This is a genomic window from Marinobacter sp. BSs20148, from assembly GCF_000283275.1.
Classification (GTDB): Bacteria; Pseudomonadota; Gammaproteobacteria; order Pseudomonadales; family Oleiphilaceae; genus Marinobacter; species Marinobacter psychrophilus.
In genome coordinates, this window is sequence record NC_018268.1 from 357,123 (window position 1) to 375,640 (window position 18,518).

Here is an 18,518-nt window from a genome sequence, read left to right on the forward strand (position 1 = left end):
ACACCGGTCAGGTTAGGGCACCTGGCCTAAATGGAATGGCCTCTACAAAACCTGGTGTGATTCATTATGATAATAGGCTTCATCAATCTCTTAGCGCTGCTGCTGTCACTGAGTTTTCTACACGGTTTTATCTTTCGGTTCTTACACAAAAAGCACCACGTTGAAAAAGTGCTATCAGGCATTGTTTTTGGGAGCATTTGTGTTGTCGGCATGTTTTCGCCTGTAGAATTCAGCCCCGGCGTTATTTTTGATCCTCGATCCGTCGTTCTGAGTATATCGGGTCTCTTTGGTGGCCCAATCGTAGCTATTATTGCAGCCGTCATCGCAGGAGGATATCGCCTATTTCTCGGTGGAGGCGGTATCTATGTGGGCGTCACGGTTATCATTGCATCCGTCTGCATGGGTTTAGGCTACCGACACTGTGTTCAAAAAGGCTGGGCGAAAATTAACGTATGGCAGCTTTTGTTATTTGGCCTGCTCGTGCATCTTGTTGTGATACTGATATTTACCCGGCTGCCAGCTATTGTTGTTGCCGGAGTAATGTCGACGGTTGCTATTCCACTCGTTCTTACTTTTACACCCGCTACTGCCCTCTTGGGCCTGTTGCTAAAAGACGTTGAAAATCGCCTGAAAACGGAGCATGCACTCAGAGAAAGCGAGTTGAAGCTATCTCATCATCTGCGCAATACTCCTTTAGCCGCTATAACATGGGATAGAAATTTTTATGTCACACAATGGAACAAAATAGCCGAGGAGATTTTTGGATACTCAGCCGAGGAAGCGATAGGTGAACATGCGACAGATTTGATCCTGAAAGCTGACTCGAAGGCAGCGGCTGAGGTTGGTCAGGTTTTTGCTGCGTTATGGGAACAAAAAGGTGGAGAGCGAAGCAATAACGATAACGTTACTAAAGATGGCAGAACGATTAACTGTGAGTGGTATAACACACCGATCTTGGATGACGATGGCAAACTGATTGCGGTAGTTTCTCTCTGCGACGATGTAACGGTTCGAAAACAATCGGAGCTGATTATTTGGCAACAGGCGCACTACGATTCACTCACCGGATTGGCCAACCGTAAAATGGCGAATGATAAACTCGATCAAGCCATTAAAGTAGCTGATCGTTCGAATAAAAGTATCGCATTCTTATTCCTTGACCTCGATGGTTTCAAACATATCAATGACACACAGGGTCACGCTTTTGGTGACACACTTTTGTTGGAGGTGTCAAAACGGCTACGCAGCTATTTCCGAGAAGTCGATACCCTTGCACGATTTGGAGGAGATGAATTTGTCATCATTGTGGGCGGCCTGGATAGCCCGGAAAAAGTTGACCTGATAGCGAGCGACTTGGTTAAAAAAATGGCAGAACCATTTAAGATAGGGCAAGAAACAGTCTATATTTCAACAAGTGTTGGCATCACAATTTATCCACAAGATGCTTCTGATCCGGTTGCAATACTGAGAAATGCAGACCAGGCAATGTACGCAGCGAAGAATAACGGGGGTAACAGATTTCAATACTTTACGCCCTCGATGCAGCAGAGCGCAGTATCTCGCATGGCTTTGATTAGTGATTTACGCACCGCCTTGCCAAGAAATCAGTTCCAACTCTACTATCAACCCATCGTAGACTTGGTAAATGGTGATGTTTATAAAACCGAGGCACTTATACGCTGGAATCACCCTGATAAAGGTTTAATCGGGCCGGTCGTGTTTGTTTCAATTGCAGAAGAGACAAAATTGATTTTGGGTATCGGCGACTGGGTGTTCCATGAGGCCAGTCGGCAGGCAGCACGCTGGCGCGCCTCTCTCCGACCCAACTTCCAAATTAGTATTAATACCTCGCCGGTACAATACAAAAACGATACTTTCAGTGTAAAAAATTGGCTTGAACACCTAAAAACGCTGGAGTTACCAGGAGATGCCATTGCGGTTGAGATTACAGAAGGAATATTGGTGGAATCCGGAGCCAGTGTCGACAAGATACTATTCGATTTTCGAGAGGCAAATATTCAGGTATCAATCGACGACTTTGGCACGGGGTATTCATCGCTATCCAGCCTGAAAAAATTTGGTATTGATTACCTGAAAATCGACAAGTCATTTGTCGATAACTTGGCACCCGACTCTAACGATTTGGCTTTGTGTGAGGCAATGATCGGCATGGCGCACAAGCTTGACCTGAAAGTAATTGCAGAAGGCATAGAAACAGCGCAACAAAGAGATTTATTGATAGCCGCCGGCTGTGACTATGGGCAAGGCTACTTATTTTCCAAGCCGTTACCCGGGATAAAATTTGAAACGTTATTGAAGTCTATAGGCGGTCATTTTAGGCTTCCGAGCTAGTTACCTAATCGATGCTGTTCCCTTTCTTTATATTGCGGAATCCCACCGGCAAGAGGTCAGGAAGTTGCTTCAAATCGGCCAGAGGCATCGGTCGTGCGAACAGATACCCCTGTAGTATATCGCAGTGTCTCCGGGCCAGGTCTTGCTGCTGCTCCCGGGTTTCGATCCCTTCCGCCACCACGGTCATGTCCATGTGGTGAGCCATGGTAATCACGCCCTGAACGATGGCGGTAATTCAGAGTTGCCATCAGTTCGACAACGGGCGCTGTACCATCCAGCAAGACGCTTTCGGTCACTTCCAGTTCCAACAGCTGAGGCGAAATGCCGGCCTCTTTGAGCACGCGACGAACGTCGTCCAAAAAGCCGTCACGGATAAGCTGCAGGGACAAACTGCAGGCTTGCCTGAGAATTCAAAGGCCCAAGGGCACGATCTGGCCAGTTTTTTTGGCCAGTAGAACCTCATTTCGGCAAGTGTAGTTGAGTATCAGCAGACAAAATTCGTCCCCGTCTAACCGAGCAACGATCACCTCAGGCTCAACCAGCTCTCAGCTCTCAGCACAGAAAACGCAATATCGCTCATAACAAGAAATTCCGTTCATAAATGATGCTCTCAGCGTGTAGCTCTTACGCACAATTTCCAGGGCAATTTCAAACTCACCTCATCAGGTTGTGTGGCTTGAGGCTAGCGCGATTTGGAATGAACGTTATGGTTGCAAAAAATCTTTGTAGATTTTGGAATGTGTGCCGATAATAAATAAGTAGGTGATTTATACAATTAGTTTTAGCAGGTAACAACACGTGCGCAAGAATCTGCCGACCACCGATCGAGAAAGGACGTTTCCAGCAAAGCAGAAATTAATATCTACAACAGACCTCAAGGGTAAAATCCTCCACTGCAACGAGGCATTCGTCGTGATCAGTGGTTTCACTCGTGAGGAGCTCATTGGTCAGCCCCACAACCTGGTTCGACATCCTGACATGCCACCGGCCGCTTATGAAAATATGTGGTCGCACCTCAAAGCCGGGCGACCCTGGATGGGGCTGGTTAAAAACCGTTGCAAAAATGGCGATTTTTATTGGGTAAGTGCTTACATCACGCCGGTATCCAACAACGGAAAAGTGGTGGGCTTTGAGTCGGTCAGATCATGCCCCAACAGAGAGAACGTCAATCGCGCTGAAAAGCTGTACGCTAAAATGCGTAAAGGAAAAACCGGTACGCCCTGGTGGAAAAGACTGGCTCCAAGCACGTTATTTTTGATGGCAACTTTTGGTCTGGCCGCGATTCTTTTTTATGTTGGGCAATCAATGATCTCTGAGGTGGTGCTGGCCTTGGGCGCCATTTGCTATGGCGTGTGGATGAATCTGTCGAAGCGCCATTTGATTCAGTCAATAACCAAACTCATGGCCAGAACATTCACTGATGATTTGGCCGCAAGAAGTTATACCGACGATGACCTCCAGCTTGGCCGCATTAAAGTAGCTGTGATTGCCCAACAAGCTCATCTGGATGCTGCATTGACGCGAATTGAAGATGCCGCAGGCCATGTTAAAACGGAAGCCGTTAATGGGTTGGAGGTTACGCTTGCAGCACAGGAAACCCTGCGTAGGCAGCAGGCCGAGACGGAACAGGTCGCAGCAGCGGTTCATGAGATGTCGCAAACCATTGGGGAAGTGTCTTCCAATGTTCAGCAAACAGCCCATAAGGCTGAGGAGGCCAGGGAGTTTGCCGGTCGCGGAACATCCGTGGTTGCGGCCACTCGCGAGTCTATTCAGAATCTGAAGGATACGGTTCACAATATCAGTGAGTCTGTAGGCGAGCTTGCTCACGAAAGCGAGAAAATTGCAGAAGCGGCAAAGATCATTGAAGCCATCGCTGATCAAACCAACTTGCTTGCGCTTAACGCTGCGATAGAAGCCGCCAGGGCCGGCGAGCATGGTCGAGGGTTTGCGGTAGTCGCTGACGAGGTACGAAATCTTGCCCGGCGGACGCAGGAGTCCACGAGAGAAATCCACGCCATAATAGAAACATTACTCTCGCGCTCCTCCGCCTCTGTGCTTATCGCCGGGGAGGGGAACATAGCCGCAAATAAAGGTCTTGAGCGGATGCTGGAGGCTGAGGGGACGCTGAACGAGATTACGGAATCTGTTGGCAATATCGCAGAAATGGCGATTCAGATGGCGACGGCCGTTGAAGAGCAGTCTCAAGTTTCTGAACAGATCAACGAGCAGGTCGGGAAAATCTCCGTTCTGGGCGCAGACAGCCTTGTACAGGGTCAACAGACCACGGCGAGTGTCCAGAAAATAGAGATAATTGCAGGTGAGTTGCGCGAACTGGTCGTCAGGTTTAAGTAGTGCCGGCGGATCACGAACTGCTTTTTTAAAGTTTTTTCTAGCTGTCGTTAAACAAATGCAAATAAGACGAGATAGACGGCTCTCAAGGCCCTAATTGGTATCAAATACCAAGACGACGTTACTCGCATTTCGGAGCCATTATGACCGTTCGCAGCCTTTTTTTGATAGCCGTTTCAGGGTTACTCATTGCTATAACCGTTATTGCCAGCCTCTTTGTGGCCGTTGAAACAAAGAACAGCATTGCGGCCGACGTCCAGGAACAGAAAAATGCCCTGCGGGACGAGGTCTACAGCATTCTCTCTGTCACCGACAGTTTAATGGGCAAGCGGGTCAAGAGTTCGCTGGATTTACTGATTGAGAGGGGCGAGCGAATCGGCACGCCCCGAATTGATGGTTTCTCCGATGTAGGTGGCACCAGCGCTCCAGCACTCTACCTCGGTGATTCGATGATGAACAACGAGTTTGAGCTGGTTGATGGCCTTACCAAGGTTATGGAAGGCACCGCTACCCTCTTCGCTAATGATGGCCAAGAGTTCATCCGGGTGACTACCAACGTCAAGAAGGTTGATGGTTCACGGGCGATTGGTACCAAACTCAATCTGAACAGCGGCGCGGGTCGAGCTATCAAGCGCGGCGAGACCTTTTTCGGCCAGGTCGAAATTCTCGGGAATCCCTATTTGACCGCGTACAGCCCGATGCGCAATGCACAGCAGGACACGGTCGGCATCTGGTATGTCGGCTACTCGGCCGATCTCGAGGTTCTGGACGACGCCATTAAGTCTTCCCGCCTGCTCAAAGAAGGGTTCGTTGGCGTGGTCGACGATAAAGGTGAACTCAGGATGCTGTCGGATAATAGCGACCGCGATCGGGTTAAAGCTCTGTTGGCGGATACGCCGAAGAACTGGCAAATTCAGCGTACTGACTTTGAACCCTGGGGCTATCAGATCGTTACCGGCCACTCTCAGTCTGAAGTGTCCGCAATGGTCTGGTCGCAAACGGTCAGAACTATTGTGCTGATTGTGCTCGGCAGTCTGGTGTTGATTGTGTGTCTGGGCGTGCTGGTTCAGCTGGTCATTGCCAGGCCGCTCAAACACATGATCGATACCATCAATGACATCGCCGGAGGAGAGGGCGACCTGACGGTTCGATTTAATTCCTCGAAGCGTAATGAACTTGGCGTTATGGCTCAGGGTTTCGACAATCTTCTGAACCGGCTGCAAGCCACCATCGCCGAAACCAAGCGGTCGTCGGATAGTTGGCTTGAAGCCTCTGGCAAGCTTGGGCAGATTGCTTCTGCGTCTGAATCTGCTGTTGCTGAGCAGGCCGGTCAGACTGAGCAGGTAGCCACCGCGATGAGTGAAATGCGCGAAACAGCTCAGGCAGTGGCACAAAGCGCTGCGACGGCTGAAGATCTTGCCACCGAAGCAGACGGCCTGGCTACCAAGGGCCAGGCGATGCTTGGAAAAACCATCGATGCGATCGCGCAACAGCTCAACAACAATGAACAGTCAGTCAAGGCCAGTAGCGCGCTTCAAGAGGCCTCCGATAACATCGGCAACATACTGTCTGTTATTGAAAATATTGCCGGACAGACGAATCTGCTGGCGCTGAACGCGGCTATTGAGGCGGCCCGGGCCGGCGAACACGGCCGCGGCTTTGCAGTCGTATCTGATGAAGTGAGAAATCTCGCCAGCCGAACTCAGGACTCGGTCAAAGAAATTCACGATCAGATTAATCACTTGCAGGAAGGCGTCAAAATGGTGGGCGAAGTCATCGGAGACGGCAACCGACTTGCCGCTGCCGCCCAGGACACTATTAAGCAGGCTGAAGCAGCCATTGCCAGTTTGAGTGACAGTGTTCGCGCCATCCGCGAAACCAATACCAATATAGCCAGTGCCGCCGAGGAACAGAGCCAGGTGTCCGAGGACATCAACGCTCGTCTGGACCAGATACGTCGGATCGCCGGAACCAGTCATGACAACGCGACAGCCACGAGTGAGGCCGCGGAGTCACTGACCGCCATGGCGGAAAGCTTGCGTGCCCAGCTAGCACATTACAGAACCTAGTAGTGTGGCAAAACAGGGCTGCCGTGATTGTGGAGGCCATGCCTGACTGGATACGCCAGTGGAACGAATTTTGTTCAGTGGCGATGGGGGCAGACAACGACGGCATTTGAAGAATAAGCAGTCGAAGCCGTCTATATGGAAAAGCCCCCGGAGCGACAGCCCCGGGGGCTTTTTTGTGTCCGTTGGAATGGAACAGTAAACAACGACAGATTAGCGGTACGGATAGCCCGCTTTCTGCATAAGAGCTGAGTAGTCCTTGAAAATCTGTACGACTCTGCCCGCGCGCGGGCTTGTGTCGGCTATTTTGTCCCAGAATATTTCGGCGTCGCCGGTCACTTTTTCCCACTCTTCTTTGGGCAGTGACGTGAGCTCAAGCTTCCCGCCTTCTACACGGAGTCTTGCTTCTCCCGCCCAGTACCATACGTTGCGGTAATAGTGTGACTGGTCGATTGTGGACCGGAAGAGCGCCTGCAAATGTGGTGGCACCTTGTTCCAGCTTTCAGTGTTGGCAAAGTAAGAACCACACCAGGCACCGGTTATCGAATTGGTGAGTGCGTAGTTGCAAACGTCTGCCCAGCCAACTTCATAGGCCTCTGTGAAACCGCACCAGGCAACGCCATCAAGCTCGCCTGTCTGCAGTGCTACTTCAACGTCATCCCAGGGCACCGTCACCGGAATCAATCCGTACTGTGATAGGAACTTACCCGCTGTTGGTACGCCGAAAACGCGTTTGCCTTTCATGTCGGCGAGCGACCGAATTGGCTCCTTGCTAAAGATGTGTAGCGGATCCCAGGCTCCAGCAGAGAGCCAGGTGACGTTGTCGACCTCGCCGTAGGCTTCTTCCCAGATCTCATTAAGCCCGTGATACTTGAACATGGCTGCCATATCTAGGCTAAAGCGACTGTTGAATGGAAAATAGCCGCCGAAAACAGAGATGTCTACGGGCGAGGCCATGGTAGCGTCGTCAGACTGAACAGCATCGATCGTGCCACGTTGCATGGCTCGAAACAGCTCCGCCGTTGGCACGAGCTGGTCGGCATAGTAGAGCTCGATTTCCATCTCGCCATTCGCCGCTTCGTTGAATGCGTCTATCTGGGGTTTGATGACGTGCGCACCCAGTGGCGCTCCCGAATAGGTCTGTAATCTCCACTTGATGGGCTTTGGCTGGGCATTGACGTAAGGGGCACCGATACCTGTTGCTATGGCGGCGCCACCAATTCCAGCAGTTTTTATAAATTTGCGGCGTGACGAAAGTATCTTGTCTGGTGGGCTCTGGTTCGACGGACTCTGATCTACTGATGATTTTTCTGTCGGTTTAGCCATTTTCATGTGACTCCTGTGAACGGTCGAAGTACGGTCATTGCTTTAATCTGGCGCCAGCCTGCTTCAGCCTCCGCGCACCAGTTCCGGTAACCACAGTGCTACCTGTGGGAAAATCATCACGATCACGACGGTGATCACCATCATCGCCACAAAGGGCCAGATCGATCGATAAATGTCGAGTAGACCGATTTCTTTCGGGGCCATCGCCCTCATTAGAAACAGGTTGTAGCCGAAAGGCGGGGTGATGTACGCGATCTGGCAGGTCATCGTGTACAGCACGCCAAACCAGATCAGATCGAAACCCAATAAATCGACTAAAGGTATGTAGAGCGGTGCCACGATCACGAGCATGGCGGTATCGTCCAGAAACATTCCCATGATGATAAAGCTGACCTGCATCATGATAATGATTTCCCACGGCGACAGATCCCAGCGAGTGATGAACAGTGACTCGATTGCACGCACCGCGCCGAGGCCGTCGAAAACCGCCCCGAATGCCAAAGCAGCCAAGATGAGCCAGAGAAACATGCACGAAATAGCCAGCGTCTTACGCGAAATTTCATGGATGACCTTGAAGCTGAGCCTACGCTTGAAGGCGGCTGCCAGAGTTGCCGCCGTCGCTCCTACCGCCGAACTTTCTACCAGGCTGATATAGCCAAGTACGAACAGCCCGGTCATGGAGAAAAAGATCAAGAACGGAATGATACCGGCGCGCAGCAGGGCGAGCTTTTCACGCAGGGGCATGTCTAGCTCTTCATCAGAAACCACCGGAGCCAGGGCGGGATTGATCTTGCAGCGGACGACAACATAGATAACAAACATCGTGGCCATCATCAGGCCCGGTACGACTCCGGCAAGCCACAGTTGGCTCACCGGTTCTCTTGCGATCATGCCGTATAGCACCATCACAACGCTGGGTGGAACCAATATGCCGAGAGACGATCCGCCCTGAACGACGCCCGTAATCAGGATTTTGTCGTAACCTCTGCGCAGCATCTCCGGCAGCGCGATGGTTGCACCGATGGCCATACCCGCAACAGAGAGCCCGTTCATGGCCGAAATAATCACCATGAGGAAGATCGTTCCAATCGCCAGGCCGCCGGGCATTCGCCCGCACCAGACGTGAAGCATCCGGTACAGGTCCTCAGCGATACCTGACTCCGACATAACGTAGCCCATGTAAATGAACAGCGGCAACGTCAGCATCGGGAACCAGTTGAAAAGCTTGAAGGCTGCGGTGAACGGCATTTCAATGGCACCGTCACCATAGAGCAACAAACCTGCGGCTGCGGCTACGAAGCCGATTGCGGCGAATACGCGCTGCCCAGTCATGAGCAGCACCATCATGGAAGCGAACATCAGAAGTGCAATCAGCTCATAGCTCATTTAAGTTCGAACTCCCAAATCGTGGCGACGTGTTTGAAGATGAGCGAGACGCTCTGCAGCAACATCAGCACGATGCAACCAACCATGAGGGCCTTAATGGGAATCATTGAAGGATTCCACATAGAGAAGCGGGTTTCGTTGGTATCGATGGCGTATTCGAGACTGGACAATGAACCAATCAGAAGTACGGCAAGGTAAAAGATGAGGCATGTGATGGTAACCAGGTCGAGCTTTGCCTTGCCTTTGGCTGAGAGCCCGTCGTAGAACAAGTCCATCCGAACGTGATCGTTGTTTTTCAACGTCATCGCGCCACCCATGAAGTAGTAGGCAGCCAGCGTGAATTGCGCCGCTTCTATGCACCAGTGAAGTGGAATTTGGATAACGTTGCGGGTGATAGCATCGAGTAGCAAGATAGCGACCATGGCGAAAATGAGATACATCGCGATAAGCCCGATGAAATCTGAAACGCGATCTACAACCCGAACGTGAAACCGAACCGCGTTTAACAGCCAATGACTACCCATTTCATCCTCCTTGCAATGCAGCGCCAGTTGGAATTCCGGTCACCGGAACTCGATTCCCTTTGTTTTTATGGCTGCAGCGAAGCCGGTTCCGACGTCACTGCCACTGACAAGTATGTCGATGTCTTCGGTTTTCGCGACATTAAATGCCGCTATTCGCCCGAGTTTGCTGGAATCCGCCAGCACGATGGTGCGTCTTGCGCGGCTGATCATTGCTCTTGCAACCTGGGCCTCATCAAAATCAGAGTCCATGGCACCGATTTCGGTATCAAAAGCCGCGACGGTAATGACGGCGGTATCCGCTTGAAAACGTTGTATCTGCTCTATGGCCAGAGGGCCGACCGTCTGTGAGTTGTCGGCTGTGAAGCAGCCTCCAAGCAGAAAGGTTTTAGTACCTCTTGAACTCGCGCCACTGGTTTGAGCAATCATCACCGAATTAGTGATCACGGTAAGACCTTCGATCGCACCTAGCACCTCGGCGCAGATTAGAGTGCTTGACCCGGTATCCAGAAACACGGTCTCGTTCGGTTCAATCAGTTTGGCTACTTTTTCCGCGATGACACGTTTTTCGGCGGTGCGCTCAGACATGCGTTCGTGAAAACTTTTCTCAGAATGCACTCTGACCCGCGCTGCGCCGCCGTGAATCTTTTTGATGACACCCAATGTGTCCAAAGCTCCAAGATCCCTGCGTATTGTTTCGGCGGAAACGCCAAAATGCTCTGCGAGCTTATCGACACTCGCCTCGCCCCGCGCAATGATCAATTCCTGGATAATTTGCTGTCGCTGTCTTGGCTTCAAAGAATTAATTCCCCTGATACGTCGTTAGTAAATACACTGATAAATATTCATGTCAACAAAATAGTAACGTATAAACGACCAAGTGGTCATTACACGGGCATAAAGTTGACTGAATGACCACATACGTGCAATAAGTTTCATCATAGTGCAAAGAAAGATCGTTACGGATTGAAAACTGGAGGTGCAATGAGCACTGATCACCAGAATGCTCAGTTTGATATTGCTGTCATCGGCGCGGGTGTCATCGGTTGTGCGATCGCCAGGCAGTTCACTCTCGAGGGCGCGCGGGTGGTCGTCATCGAGAAAGCCCCCGACATACTCGATGGCGCCTCTAAAGCCAACAGCGCAATCCTGCACACCGGATTTGATGCGCCACCCGGCTCCTTAGAGGCCTCATGCGTTGCAGCGGGCCATGCTGAATACCTCAAAATCCACGAACGTCTGGGTTTGCCACTGATCAAATCAGGAGCTCTGGTCATTGCCTGGACAGAGAGTGAGGAACAGCGCCTGCCAATGCTAATGGAACGCGCACGCGAAAATGGCGTGGAAGACGTTCAGTTACTGAGCTCTGGGCAAACCCATGAACTCGAGCCGGAACTTGCAGAACACGCCAAGGCGAGTTTTATCGTTCCTCGTGAGTACGTCATAGATCCTTGGTCTGCGCCTTACGGCTATCTATTGCAGGGTCTGGCTAACGGCGCTGTTATTAAGCGGAATTGTGAGGTGAAAGGCGGTCGCTTCGACGGTGTTCGCTGGAAACTCGACACGGTTCAGGGACAGATTTCAGCCACCACAGTTATCAATGCCGCCGGCTTATACGGTGATGTTATTGATCAGAAACTGACAGGCAGCACTCGGTTCTCCATCAAGCCAAGAAAAGGTCAGTTTATTGTCTATGACAAGCCTGCATCGGCATTGGTAAAGCATATTCTTCTGCCGGTGCCGAATGACGTCACAAAAGGCGTGGTGATCTGCAGGACAGCCTACGGCAACCTGCTTGTTGGCCCTACGGCAGAGGCTCAGGACGATCGCGTTAATGCGGCCCTGTCGGAAACAGCAATGACCGCGTTGCGGCAGCGCGGTGAAGAAATTCTTCCGGCGTTGGCCGACCATGATGTGACCGCCGTGTATGCGGGGCTGCGCCCGGCCACCGAGTTCAAGGATTATCAGATTCATGCGCACGAAGGACTCAACTACATCACTGTTGGGGGCATACGGTCCACCGGGCTGAGCTCAGCGCTTGGCACTGCAAAACTTATTTACCAGCGGTATCTCGAATCGGGTGAAGCGTTTCAGCCACCGGCAACTATCCATTGGCCCAAGGTCAGTAATATTGCCGAGAACTACCCGCGTGACTGGCAGTGTGAGGGAAACCAGGGCATCGTCTGCCATTGTGAACTGGTCACTCGGCGCGAAATCACCGAGGCGCTTGAGGGGCCGCTTGCGGTGCGCTCGATCGGCGGGCTCAAGCGCAGGACACGGGCAACAATGGGCCGGTGTCAGGGGTTCTACTGTTCAGCCGAGCTTGCCAAGATGACCCAGCCGTACTTCGATGCTGCAGGCAGCACAGTGAGGTCTCATGTCGGGGCTAACTGAACAGCCAACTGAACAACTGTCCGCCCAAGGGCCGACGCGCGGCGACGAGCTTTCTGGAATGTATGGGCCAGAGAACAAGGCCGATGTGGTGATCATTGGTGCCGGACCTGCCGGCCTGGCCGCTGCGACCGAACTCAGGCGCTGCGGCGTGCAGTCAGTTGTGGTGCTCGACAGAGAGCCTGTCGCCGGGGGTATTCCGCGGCACTGCGATCACTATCCTTATGGGCTGCGAGAGTTTTCCCGGCTGCTGCGTGGGCCGGCCTATGCTCGGCGGCTGGTTATGGCAGCTTTGGCGGCCGGCGTCAGAATTCACACCGGCGTAAGCATTCAGTCGCTAACCATTGGCCCGGTGTTAACGGTGACCAGCGATGCGGGCGTCAGGGTTGTTCATGCGCAGCGCGTGCTAATCGCGACCGGCGCCCGTGAAACATCCAGAGCAGCCCGCTTCATTGGTGGTACCAAACCCGGCGGCGTCGTTTCTACCGGCGCCCTGCAGGGCCTGGTTCATCTTGAGGGCATCAACCCGTTCCGTGCACCCGTGGTTCTTGGCACGGAACTGGTGTCTTTTTCAGCCTTGCTGACCTGCAGGCATCTTGGCATTCGGCCCGTCGCCATGATTGAACCGGGCGCTTCAACGACGGCTTTCTGGCCGGCAAGGTGGTTGCCCAGGATCCTTGGTATTCCGCTACTGTTAAAGACTGAATTGCTCACCATCGAGGGTGAAAGCACCGTTAGCGGAGTCACGATTCGCAGGCCTAACGGCGATATCGAGCGACTCAGTGCGGACGGTGTGATCGTCAGCGGTCATTTCCGGCCGGAATCAGCAATTCTGGCCAGGAGTCACATCGAGCTTGACCGTCATACCGGCGGCCCGGTGGTCGATCAGTTTGGACGCTGCTCCGACCCTGATTTTTTTGCGGCAGGCAATCTGCTTCGGCCGGTCGAAACGGCAGGCTGGAGCTGGCAGGAAGGCAAAGCCGTAGGCCATGCGATTGCCCAAAGTCTGGGGGGTAAGTTGCCCAGCCCAGCCACAGGAATCTCGGTTGAACTGGCGGGCAGGTCGCTCAAATACGTGGTGCCGCAGCGAATAGTTCCGACCGATGTGCCGCCCGCGCTGGACAGTTTTCAGTTCCGCGTCTCTCACAAGGCACAGGGTCGTTTGTGTCTCTCGATTAATGGAACCCGTAAAACCGTTAAATCACTTTCCACGGTGCCGGAGCGCCGAATCCGGGTGCCGCTGACGGTACTGCCACGTTCACCTTCTGGCACAGCGACGTTCGAACTGGTCGAGAGTGACAGATGACCACAATCGTCGCCATTGATCAGGGCACCACGAGTACCCGTGCGATTGCGCTCGGAAGCGATGGCCAGCCCAGACTGCTTCTGAGCCGCGAACACCAGCAGTTCTACCCAAAGCCCGGGTGGGTTGAACACGATCCGCGGGAACTCATGGCGATATTAGAGGATTGCTGCGCCGCTGCCGGAGAATGCGGTGATCTCGCCGCCCTGGGGCTGGACAATCAGGGTGAGAGCTGTCTTGCCTGGGATGCCAGAACCGGGGAAGCCGTCACCCCGGTTATTGTCTGGCAAGACGCTCGCACCGAGCCGGCAATCGAAGCGCTTAAACTGCAAGGCGCCGAGGCAATGGTGCGGCAGAAAAGTGGCTTGCCGCTTGATGCCTATTTTTCGGCATCAAAACTGGGATGGATGCTTGCAGAGCTACCGCAAGTTCGGCGTTTGCACGAACTCGGCCACCTGCGGATGGGCACGACAGATGCTTTTTTTCGGGACCGGCTGACCGGGCGCTTCGAAACAGACGTGACGACCGCATCAAGAACGGCGCTGATGAATCTCGAAACCCTGAACTGGGACCCGGAGTTGTGCCGTCTGTTTGGCGTGCCTCTAGACGCGCTACCGGTCATCGGCCCGAGCTCTGGCGATCTGGGCCTGATTCGGTGTGGCTCAAAGCAGGTGACTCTCACCGCAAGCCTGGTCGATCAGCAGGCATCTCTCTATGGCCACGGCTGTCGTCGTCCGGGTGACCTCAAAATAACTTTTGGGACAGGTGCTTTTCTACTTGGAATCAATCACTTTGACGGTAGCCAGCTCAGCAACGAAGCAACGCAGACCGTTGGCTGGCAGAAATCCGGAGAGCCGCCAGTCTTTGCGTTGGAGGGCGGTGTGTATTCGGCAGCCTCGGCGCTGAACTGGTGCCGCGGTTTAGGGCTGTTTAAGGATTTCTCGGAGCTGGCGGTCACATATACAAGTTCGGCAGCCTCCAAAGGGCTGGTGTTCGTGCCTGCCCTTTCTGGTCTTGCCTGCCCACATTGGGATAGAAGTGCCAGGGGGAGCTGGATGGGGCTGTCGCTGCATACAACGGCGATTGATATGGTGCAGGCCGTTCTGGAGGGTGTTGCTTTTCGCACCGCGGAAGTGTTTCTGGCCCTTGAGCGCAACCAACCCGTCACCGGAAAAATTTCACTTGATGGCCGGATGACCGAGAATGCTTTTTTCGTGCAGTTTTTATCGAATGTGCTGCAGCGGGAACTGTCGTTATCGTCTGAGCCAGAGCTGACCGCTATAGGCACTGCAACCCTGGCCGCTGAAGCCACCGGAATAGATTCAGGCTACGTGGCTCGTCAGCAAGTTATTACCCCGGGCGAGTCTTGCGCTTCGCTTCAGGAATTGTTCACTGCGGCCCGAACGGCTACTACAGCGTTCGCAGGATCGGCCCGGGAACCCACCTCGACAATTTTGAAATGACCTACTCTTGCCTCCCGGATCGGTTCATGGGAAAGTCGAAAGGGTTAGGGAACTGCTCACCGGTTTGTCGGATAAGCGTACTCAGGGACAAACCCCTGAGATAGGCAACCGCCTGGAAAATCCGTTAAAGAAGGTGGCATTCTGATGCGTAACCACCAATCAGCACCCCTTCCTATTTGCAACAGAGGCTGATATGGCTAGTTTTTCCCATACTGTCGGTGTCATGACTTACCGCTTCGACGACCTTAAAGAGGTTATGGCCAAGGCCAGTCCAGCTCGCTCTGGAGATTTTTTGGCGGGTGTTGCGGCAGTAAACGATGGCGAACGAGTTGCGGCACAAATGGCTCTGGCAGACATTGAGCTGAAGCGCTTTTTGCACGAAGCATTGGTCCCCTATGAAACCGATGAAGTTACCCGACTTATCATCGATACCCATGACAAAGCCGCGTTTTCCGCTGTCAGCCACATGACAGTGGGAGGCTTTCGCGACTGGCTACTTAGCGACGCCGCTGATGAGCAAAGTCTGCGTGCTCTGGCTCCGGGCCTGACGCCGGAGATGGCCGCTGCTGTATCGAAGATCATGCGCGTGCAAGACCTGATCCTGGTAGCACAGAAAATCTGCGTAGTGACCCAGTTCCGCAGCACTGTTGGCCTGCGTGGTCGGCTCTCGACACGCTTGCAGCCCAATCATCCCACCGACGATCCGGCAGGGATTGCGGCGAGCATTCTTGACGGTCTGCTTTATGGTAACGGCGATGCGATGATAGGGATCAACCCGGCCACTGACAGCACCTCTTCAATCTGCGCGATGCTGGAAATGCTCAATGCGGTGATTCAGCGCTACGAAATTCCCACCCAGGCCTGCGTGCTGGCTCACGTCACCACCTCCATCGAAGTGATCAACCGCGGCGTGCCATTGGATCTTGTGTTTCAGTCGATTGCTGGCACCGAGGCCGCAAACGCAAGCTTCGGTGTAAGTCTGAAAATTTTGCAGGAAGGTTACGAGGCGGGGCTGTCATTAAACCGCGGCACGCTTGGACGAAACCTCATGTACTTCGAAACTGGCCAGGGCAGTGCGTTATCGGCCAACGCTCACCACGGTCTGGACCAGCAGACCTGCGAAGCCCGAGCTTATGCTGTTGCCAGGCATTTCAACCCGTTTTTAGTTAACACTGTGGTCGGCTTCATCGGCCCGGAATATCTTTACAACGGTAAGCAGATCATCCGCGCAGGCCTTGAAGACCACTTCTGCGGAAAATTGCTGGGTGTGCCTATGGGTTGCGATATTTGCTACACCAACCATGCCGAGGCCGATCAGGATGATATGGACACTCTGTTGACTCTGTTAGGCGTAGCCGGAATCAACTTCATCATGGGCATTCCCGGCTCCGATGACATCATGCTCAACTACCAGACAACGTCCTTCCACGACGCCCTCTATGCACGCCAGACCTTGGGGCTGAAACCTGCTCCAGAATTCGAAGAATGGCTGGCAAAAATGGGTATTTTTACCCAAGCTGATGGAAAAGTGCACTTTGGCAACAGCCTGCCACCGGCTTTCCGTCAGGCTCTAGCGCAATTGAAATGAGCGAGCACGTCATGGACAAACCGACCACTGATATCCAGAACAGGAACCAGAGCCCTTGGCGGCAACTGCGCAACCTTACGTCGGCACGGATTGCTTTGGGTCGCGCCGGCACCAGCATGCCTACAGCCGCGCAACTGGAGTTCCAGTACGCCCATGCTCAGGCCCGTGATGCTGTGCACCTGCCCTTCGATCACGCTGGGCTTAGCGCTCAACTTGCCGAGCATGGGCGTGACAGTCTGCTGCTACACAGCGCCGCCAGTGACCGCCACAGCTACCTGCAGCGTCCAGACCTGGGGCGCCGTTTGAATGATGAATCTGCTCAGTTACTGAATCAGCATCGTGCAGACAACCCAGAGGGCTACGACCTGGCTATTGTCGTGGCCGATGGCCTTTCCGCCCTGGCAGTCCATCGCAATGCCATGCCCATGCTGAAGCACATTGAAGAACAGGCCTTGGCTGAAGGCTGGAACTTATCGCCCGTCGCCCTTGTCAGCCAGGGCCGGGTAGCTGTGGCTGACGAAGTGGCTGAACGGCTCGGCGCGCGTATGGTGGTTGTCCTGATTGGTGAGCGACCTGGTCTGAGCTCACCAGACAGCCTGGGGTTGTACTTTACCTACGCACCCAAGGTCGGCCTGACCGACGCCTACCGCAACTGCATCTCTAATATCCGCTTGGAAGGTTTGAGCTATCCGATGGCTTGTCATCGTCTGTTTTATTTGATGCGCGAGGCCTGTCGCCGTCAGCTATCGGGGGTAAATTTAAAGGATGACGCTGAAGAACCACTGTTGGCAGGTGCCGGCAAGAGCGGGAATTTTCTACTTGGTTGAGTATAAGTGAGCGTCTTATTATTGACCCGGAAAAATCATTGCAAGTTCTGAAAGGCACTTTTCACGTGGGCAGCCAAAGCGTTATTGAGGGGGTTGGAGCCTCTGCGCACGAGTGCCAGCTGATAACGGCCTATCTCTGGCAGGTCGTCGCTGACAATCTGTTTGAGCGGTAACCGCACAAGGCTCAGAGGGAAAGGTGCAACGGCAAGGTCTGCAAGCATCGCAGCTTCCTGACCGGAGCAGTGCTCGCAGGTGTAGGCGATCCGGTATTGCGTGCCAGCCTTTTCAAGGGCGAGTAGTGTCATCTGGCGCCATGCGCATCCCTCGTGAGCCACCGCAATCGGCAGGGGCCTGTTCAGGTGTGCAGACGAACCCTCCTTGCCTGCCCAAACCAGTGGTTCCTCATGCACAACTTCACCACGAATGCCCCTAACGCGTTCTGACACAGTCACCAGCACCATATCGAGTTCTCCCGCATCCAGCTTTGTCAGATTCTGCTTGCTTGAACCGACAACAACATTGACCAACACAGCCGGATAGGAACGCGCAAACTGGGCGAGTACCTCGGGTAGAATTCGAGTACCCACATCATCGGAGGTACCAAAACCCACCTTGCCTTCCAGCGCGGGTGCGATGAAATGCTCTACCGCCTCCTGGTTGAGTCGCAATAACCGACGGCTATACGCCAGTAATACCTCACCGTCGTTGGTCAACCGAACCTGACGCGGCTCGCGAACAAACAGACTTTTGCCCAGAGTTTTTTCAAGTTGCTTGATTTGCATGCTCAACGCCGAAGGCGTTCGGTGGACGACTTTTGCCGCAGCGGTAAACGTTCCACACTCTGCAATCGCGACAAACGTTCGAAGCACTTCATTATCGAGCAGCGGCATCGTCACCTGATTATATCTCCGAAAAAAGCATGGATATCTGGCTTAAGTATATCTGA

The 18,518-nt window shown here is 53.3% G+C and carries 14 protein-coding genes; 8 read left to right on the plus strand and 6 right to left on the minus strand.

The genetic code is table 11. The features are described 5' to 3' along the window. Positions 1 to 66: 66 nt before the first annotated feature. The gene (locus MRBBS_RS01535) at positions 67 to 2,352 is read left to right on the plus strand and encodes an EAL domain-containing protein (RefSeq protein ID WP_014869656.1); all 2,286 of its coding nucleotides are present in this window, start codon (positions 67 to 69) and stop codon (positions 2,350 to 2,352) included. Positions 2,353 to 2,356: 4 nt separating this feature from the next. On the opposite strand, the gene MRBBS_RS19820 is transcribed toward MRBBS_RS01535, so the two are convergent. Then, a complete protein-coding gene (locus tag MRBBS_RS19820; RefSeq protein WP_014869657.1) occupies positions 2,357 to 2,557 on the minus strand; it encodes an EAL domain-containing protein in 201 nt (66 codons plus the stop codon). 593 nt (positions 2,558 to 3,150) lie between these two features. Here MRBBS_RS19820 and MRBBS_RS01550 point away from each other — a divergent pair. Together MRBBS_RS01550 and MRBBS_RS01555 are read left to right on the plus strand one after the other, a co-directional pair. After that, the gene (locus tag MRBBS_RS01550; RefSeq protein WP_041635018.1) at positions 3,151 to 4,704 is read left to right on the plus strand and encodes a PAS domain-containing methyl-accepting chemotaxis protein; all 1,554 of its coding nucleotides are present in this window, start codon (positions 3,151 to 3,153) and stop codon (positions 4,702 to 4,704) included. Between the two features lie 140 nt (positions 4,705 to 4,844). Next, on the plus strand, positions 4,845 to 6,770 hold the full coding sequence (locus tag MRBBS_RS01555) for a methyl-accepting chemotaxis protein (RefSeq protein ID WP_014869660.1): 1,926 nt from the start codon (positions 4,845 to 4,847) through the stop codon (positions 6,768 to 6,770). A 210-nt stretch (positions 6,771 to 6,980) separates the two neighbouring features. On the opposite strand, the gene dctP is transcribed toward MRBBS_RS01555, so the two are convergent. Genes dctP through MRBBS_RS01575 form a run of 4 tightly spaced genes read right to left on the minus strand, consistent with a single transcriptional unit; the run spans position 6,981 to position 10,798 of the window. Next, on the minus strand, positions 6,981 to 8,099 hold the full coding sequence (gene dctP / locus MRBBS_RS01560) for a TRAP transporter substrate-binding protein DctP (protein WP_014869661.1): 1,119 nt from the start codon (positions 8,097 to 8,099) through the stop codon (positions 6,981 to 6,983). Positions 8,100 to 8,156: 57 nt separating this feature from the next. After that, positions 8,157 to 9,479: a TRAP transporter large permease gene (locus MRBBS_RS01565; protein WP_014869662.1), complete on the minus strand. Its 1,323-nt coding sequence runs from the start codon at positions 9,477 to 9,479 to the stop codon at positions 8,157 to 8,159. After that, positions 9,476 to 10,003: a TRAP transporter small permease subunit gene (locus MRBBS_RS01570; RefSeq protein WP_014869663.1), complete on the minus strand. Its 528-nt coding sequence runs from the start codon at positions 10,001 to 10,003 to the stop codon at positions 9,476 to 9,478. Before MRBBS_RS01570 ends, MRBBS_RS01565 begins: the two co-directional genes overlap by 4 nt. Before the next feature lie 39 nt (positions 10,004 to 10,042). Beyond that, positions 10,043 to 10,798 (minus strand): DeoR/GlpR family DNA-binding transcription regulator, encoded by a 756-nt coding sequence (locus tag MRBBS_RS01575; protein WP_014869664.1) that lies wholly within the window; start codon positions 10,796 to 10,798, stop codon positions 10,043 to 10,045. Positions 10,799 to 10,984: 186 nt separating this feature from the next. On the opposite strand from MRBBS_RS01575, the gene MRBBS_RS01580 reads away from it, so the two are divergent. The 5 genes from MRBBS_RS01580 to eutC all read left to right on the plus strand — a co-directional run bounded on the left by MRBBS_RS01580 (position 10,985) and on the right by eutC (position 17,572). Continuing rightward, positions 10,985 to 12,394 (plus strand): NAD(P)/FAD-dependent oxidoreductase, encoded by a 1,410-nt coding sequence (locus MRBBS_RS01580; RefSeq protein ID WP_014869666.1) that lies wholly within the window; start codon positions 10,985 to 10,987, stop codon positions 12,392 to 12,394. Further along, positions 12,378 to 13,697 (plus strand): NAD(P)/FAD-dependent oxidoreductase, encoded by a 1,320-nt coding sequence (locus MRBBS_RS01585; RefSeq protein ID WP_014869667.1) that lies wholly within the window; start codon positions 12,378 to 12,380, stop codon positions 13,695 to 13,697. Before MRBBS_RS01580 ends, MRBBS_RS01585 begins: the two co-directional genes overlap by 17 nt. After that, on the plus strand, positions 13,694 to 15,157 hold the full coding sequence (locus tag MRBBS_RS01590; RefSeq protein ID WP_014869668.1) for a glycerol kinase: 1,464 nt from the start codon (positions 13,694 to 13,696) through the stop codon (positions 15,155 to 15,157). The genes MRBBS_RS01585 and MRBBS_RS01590 overlap by 4 nt, the downstream gene beginning before the upstream one ends. Positions 15,158 to 15,350: 193 nt before the next feature. Further along, positions 15,351 to 16,745, plus strand: coding sequence for an ethanolamine ammonia-lyase subunit EutB (locus MRBBS_RS01595; protein WP_014869669.1), 1,395 nt, complete (start codon positions 15,351 to 15,353; stop codon positions 16,743 to 16,745). 11 nt (positions 16,746 to 16,756) lie between these two features. Beyond that, entirely contained in the window at positions 16,757 to 17,572 is an 816-nt protein-coding gene (gene eutC, locus MRBBS_RS01600; protein ID WP_014869670.1) for an ethanolamine ammonia-lyase subunit EutC, read from the plus strand. Positions 17,573 to 17,607: 35 nt separating this feature from the next. On the opposite strand, the gene MRBBS_RS01605 is transcribed toward eutC, so the two are convergent. Continuing rightward, complete coding sequence (locus MRBBS_RS01605; protein WP_014869671.1) at positions 17,608 to 18,462, minus strand: LysR substrate-binding domain-containing protein; 855 nt, start codon at positions 18,460 to 18,462, stop codon at positions 17,608 to 17,610. Between the last annotated feature and the right edge of the window lie 56 nt (positions 18,463 to 18,518).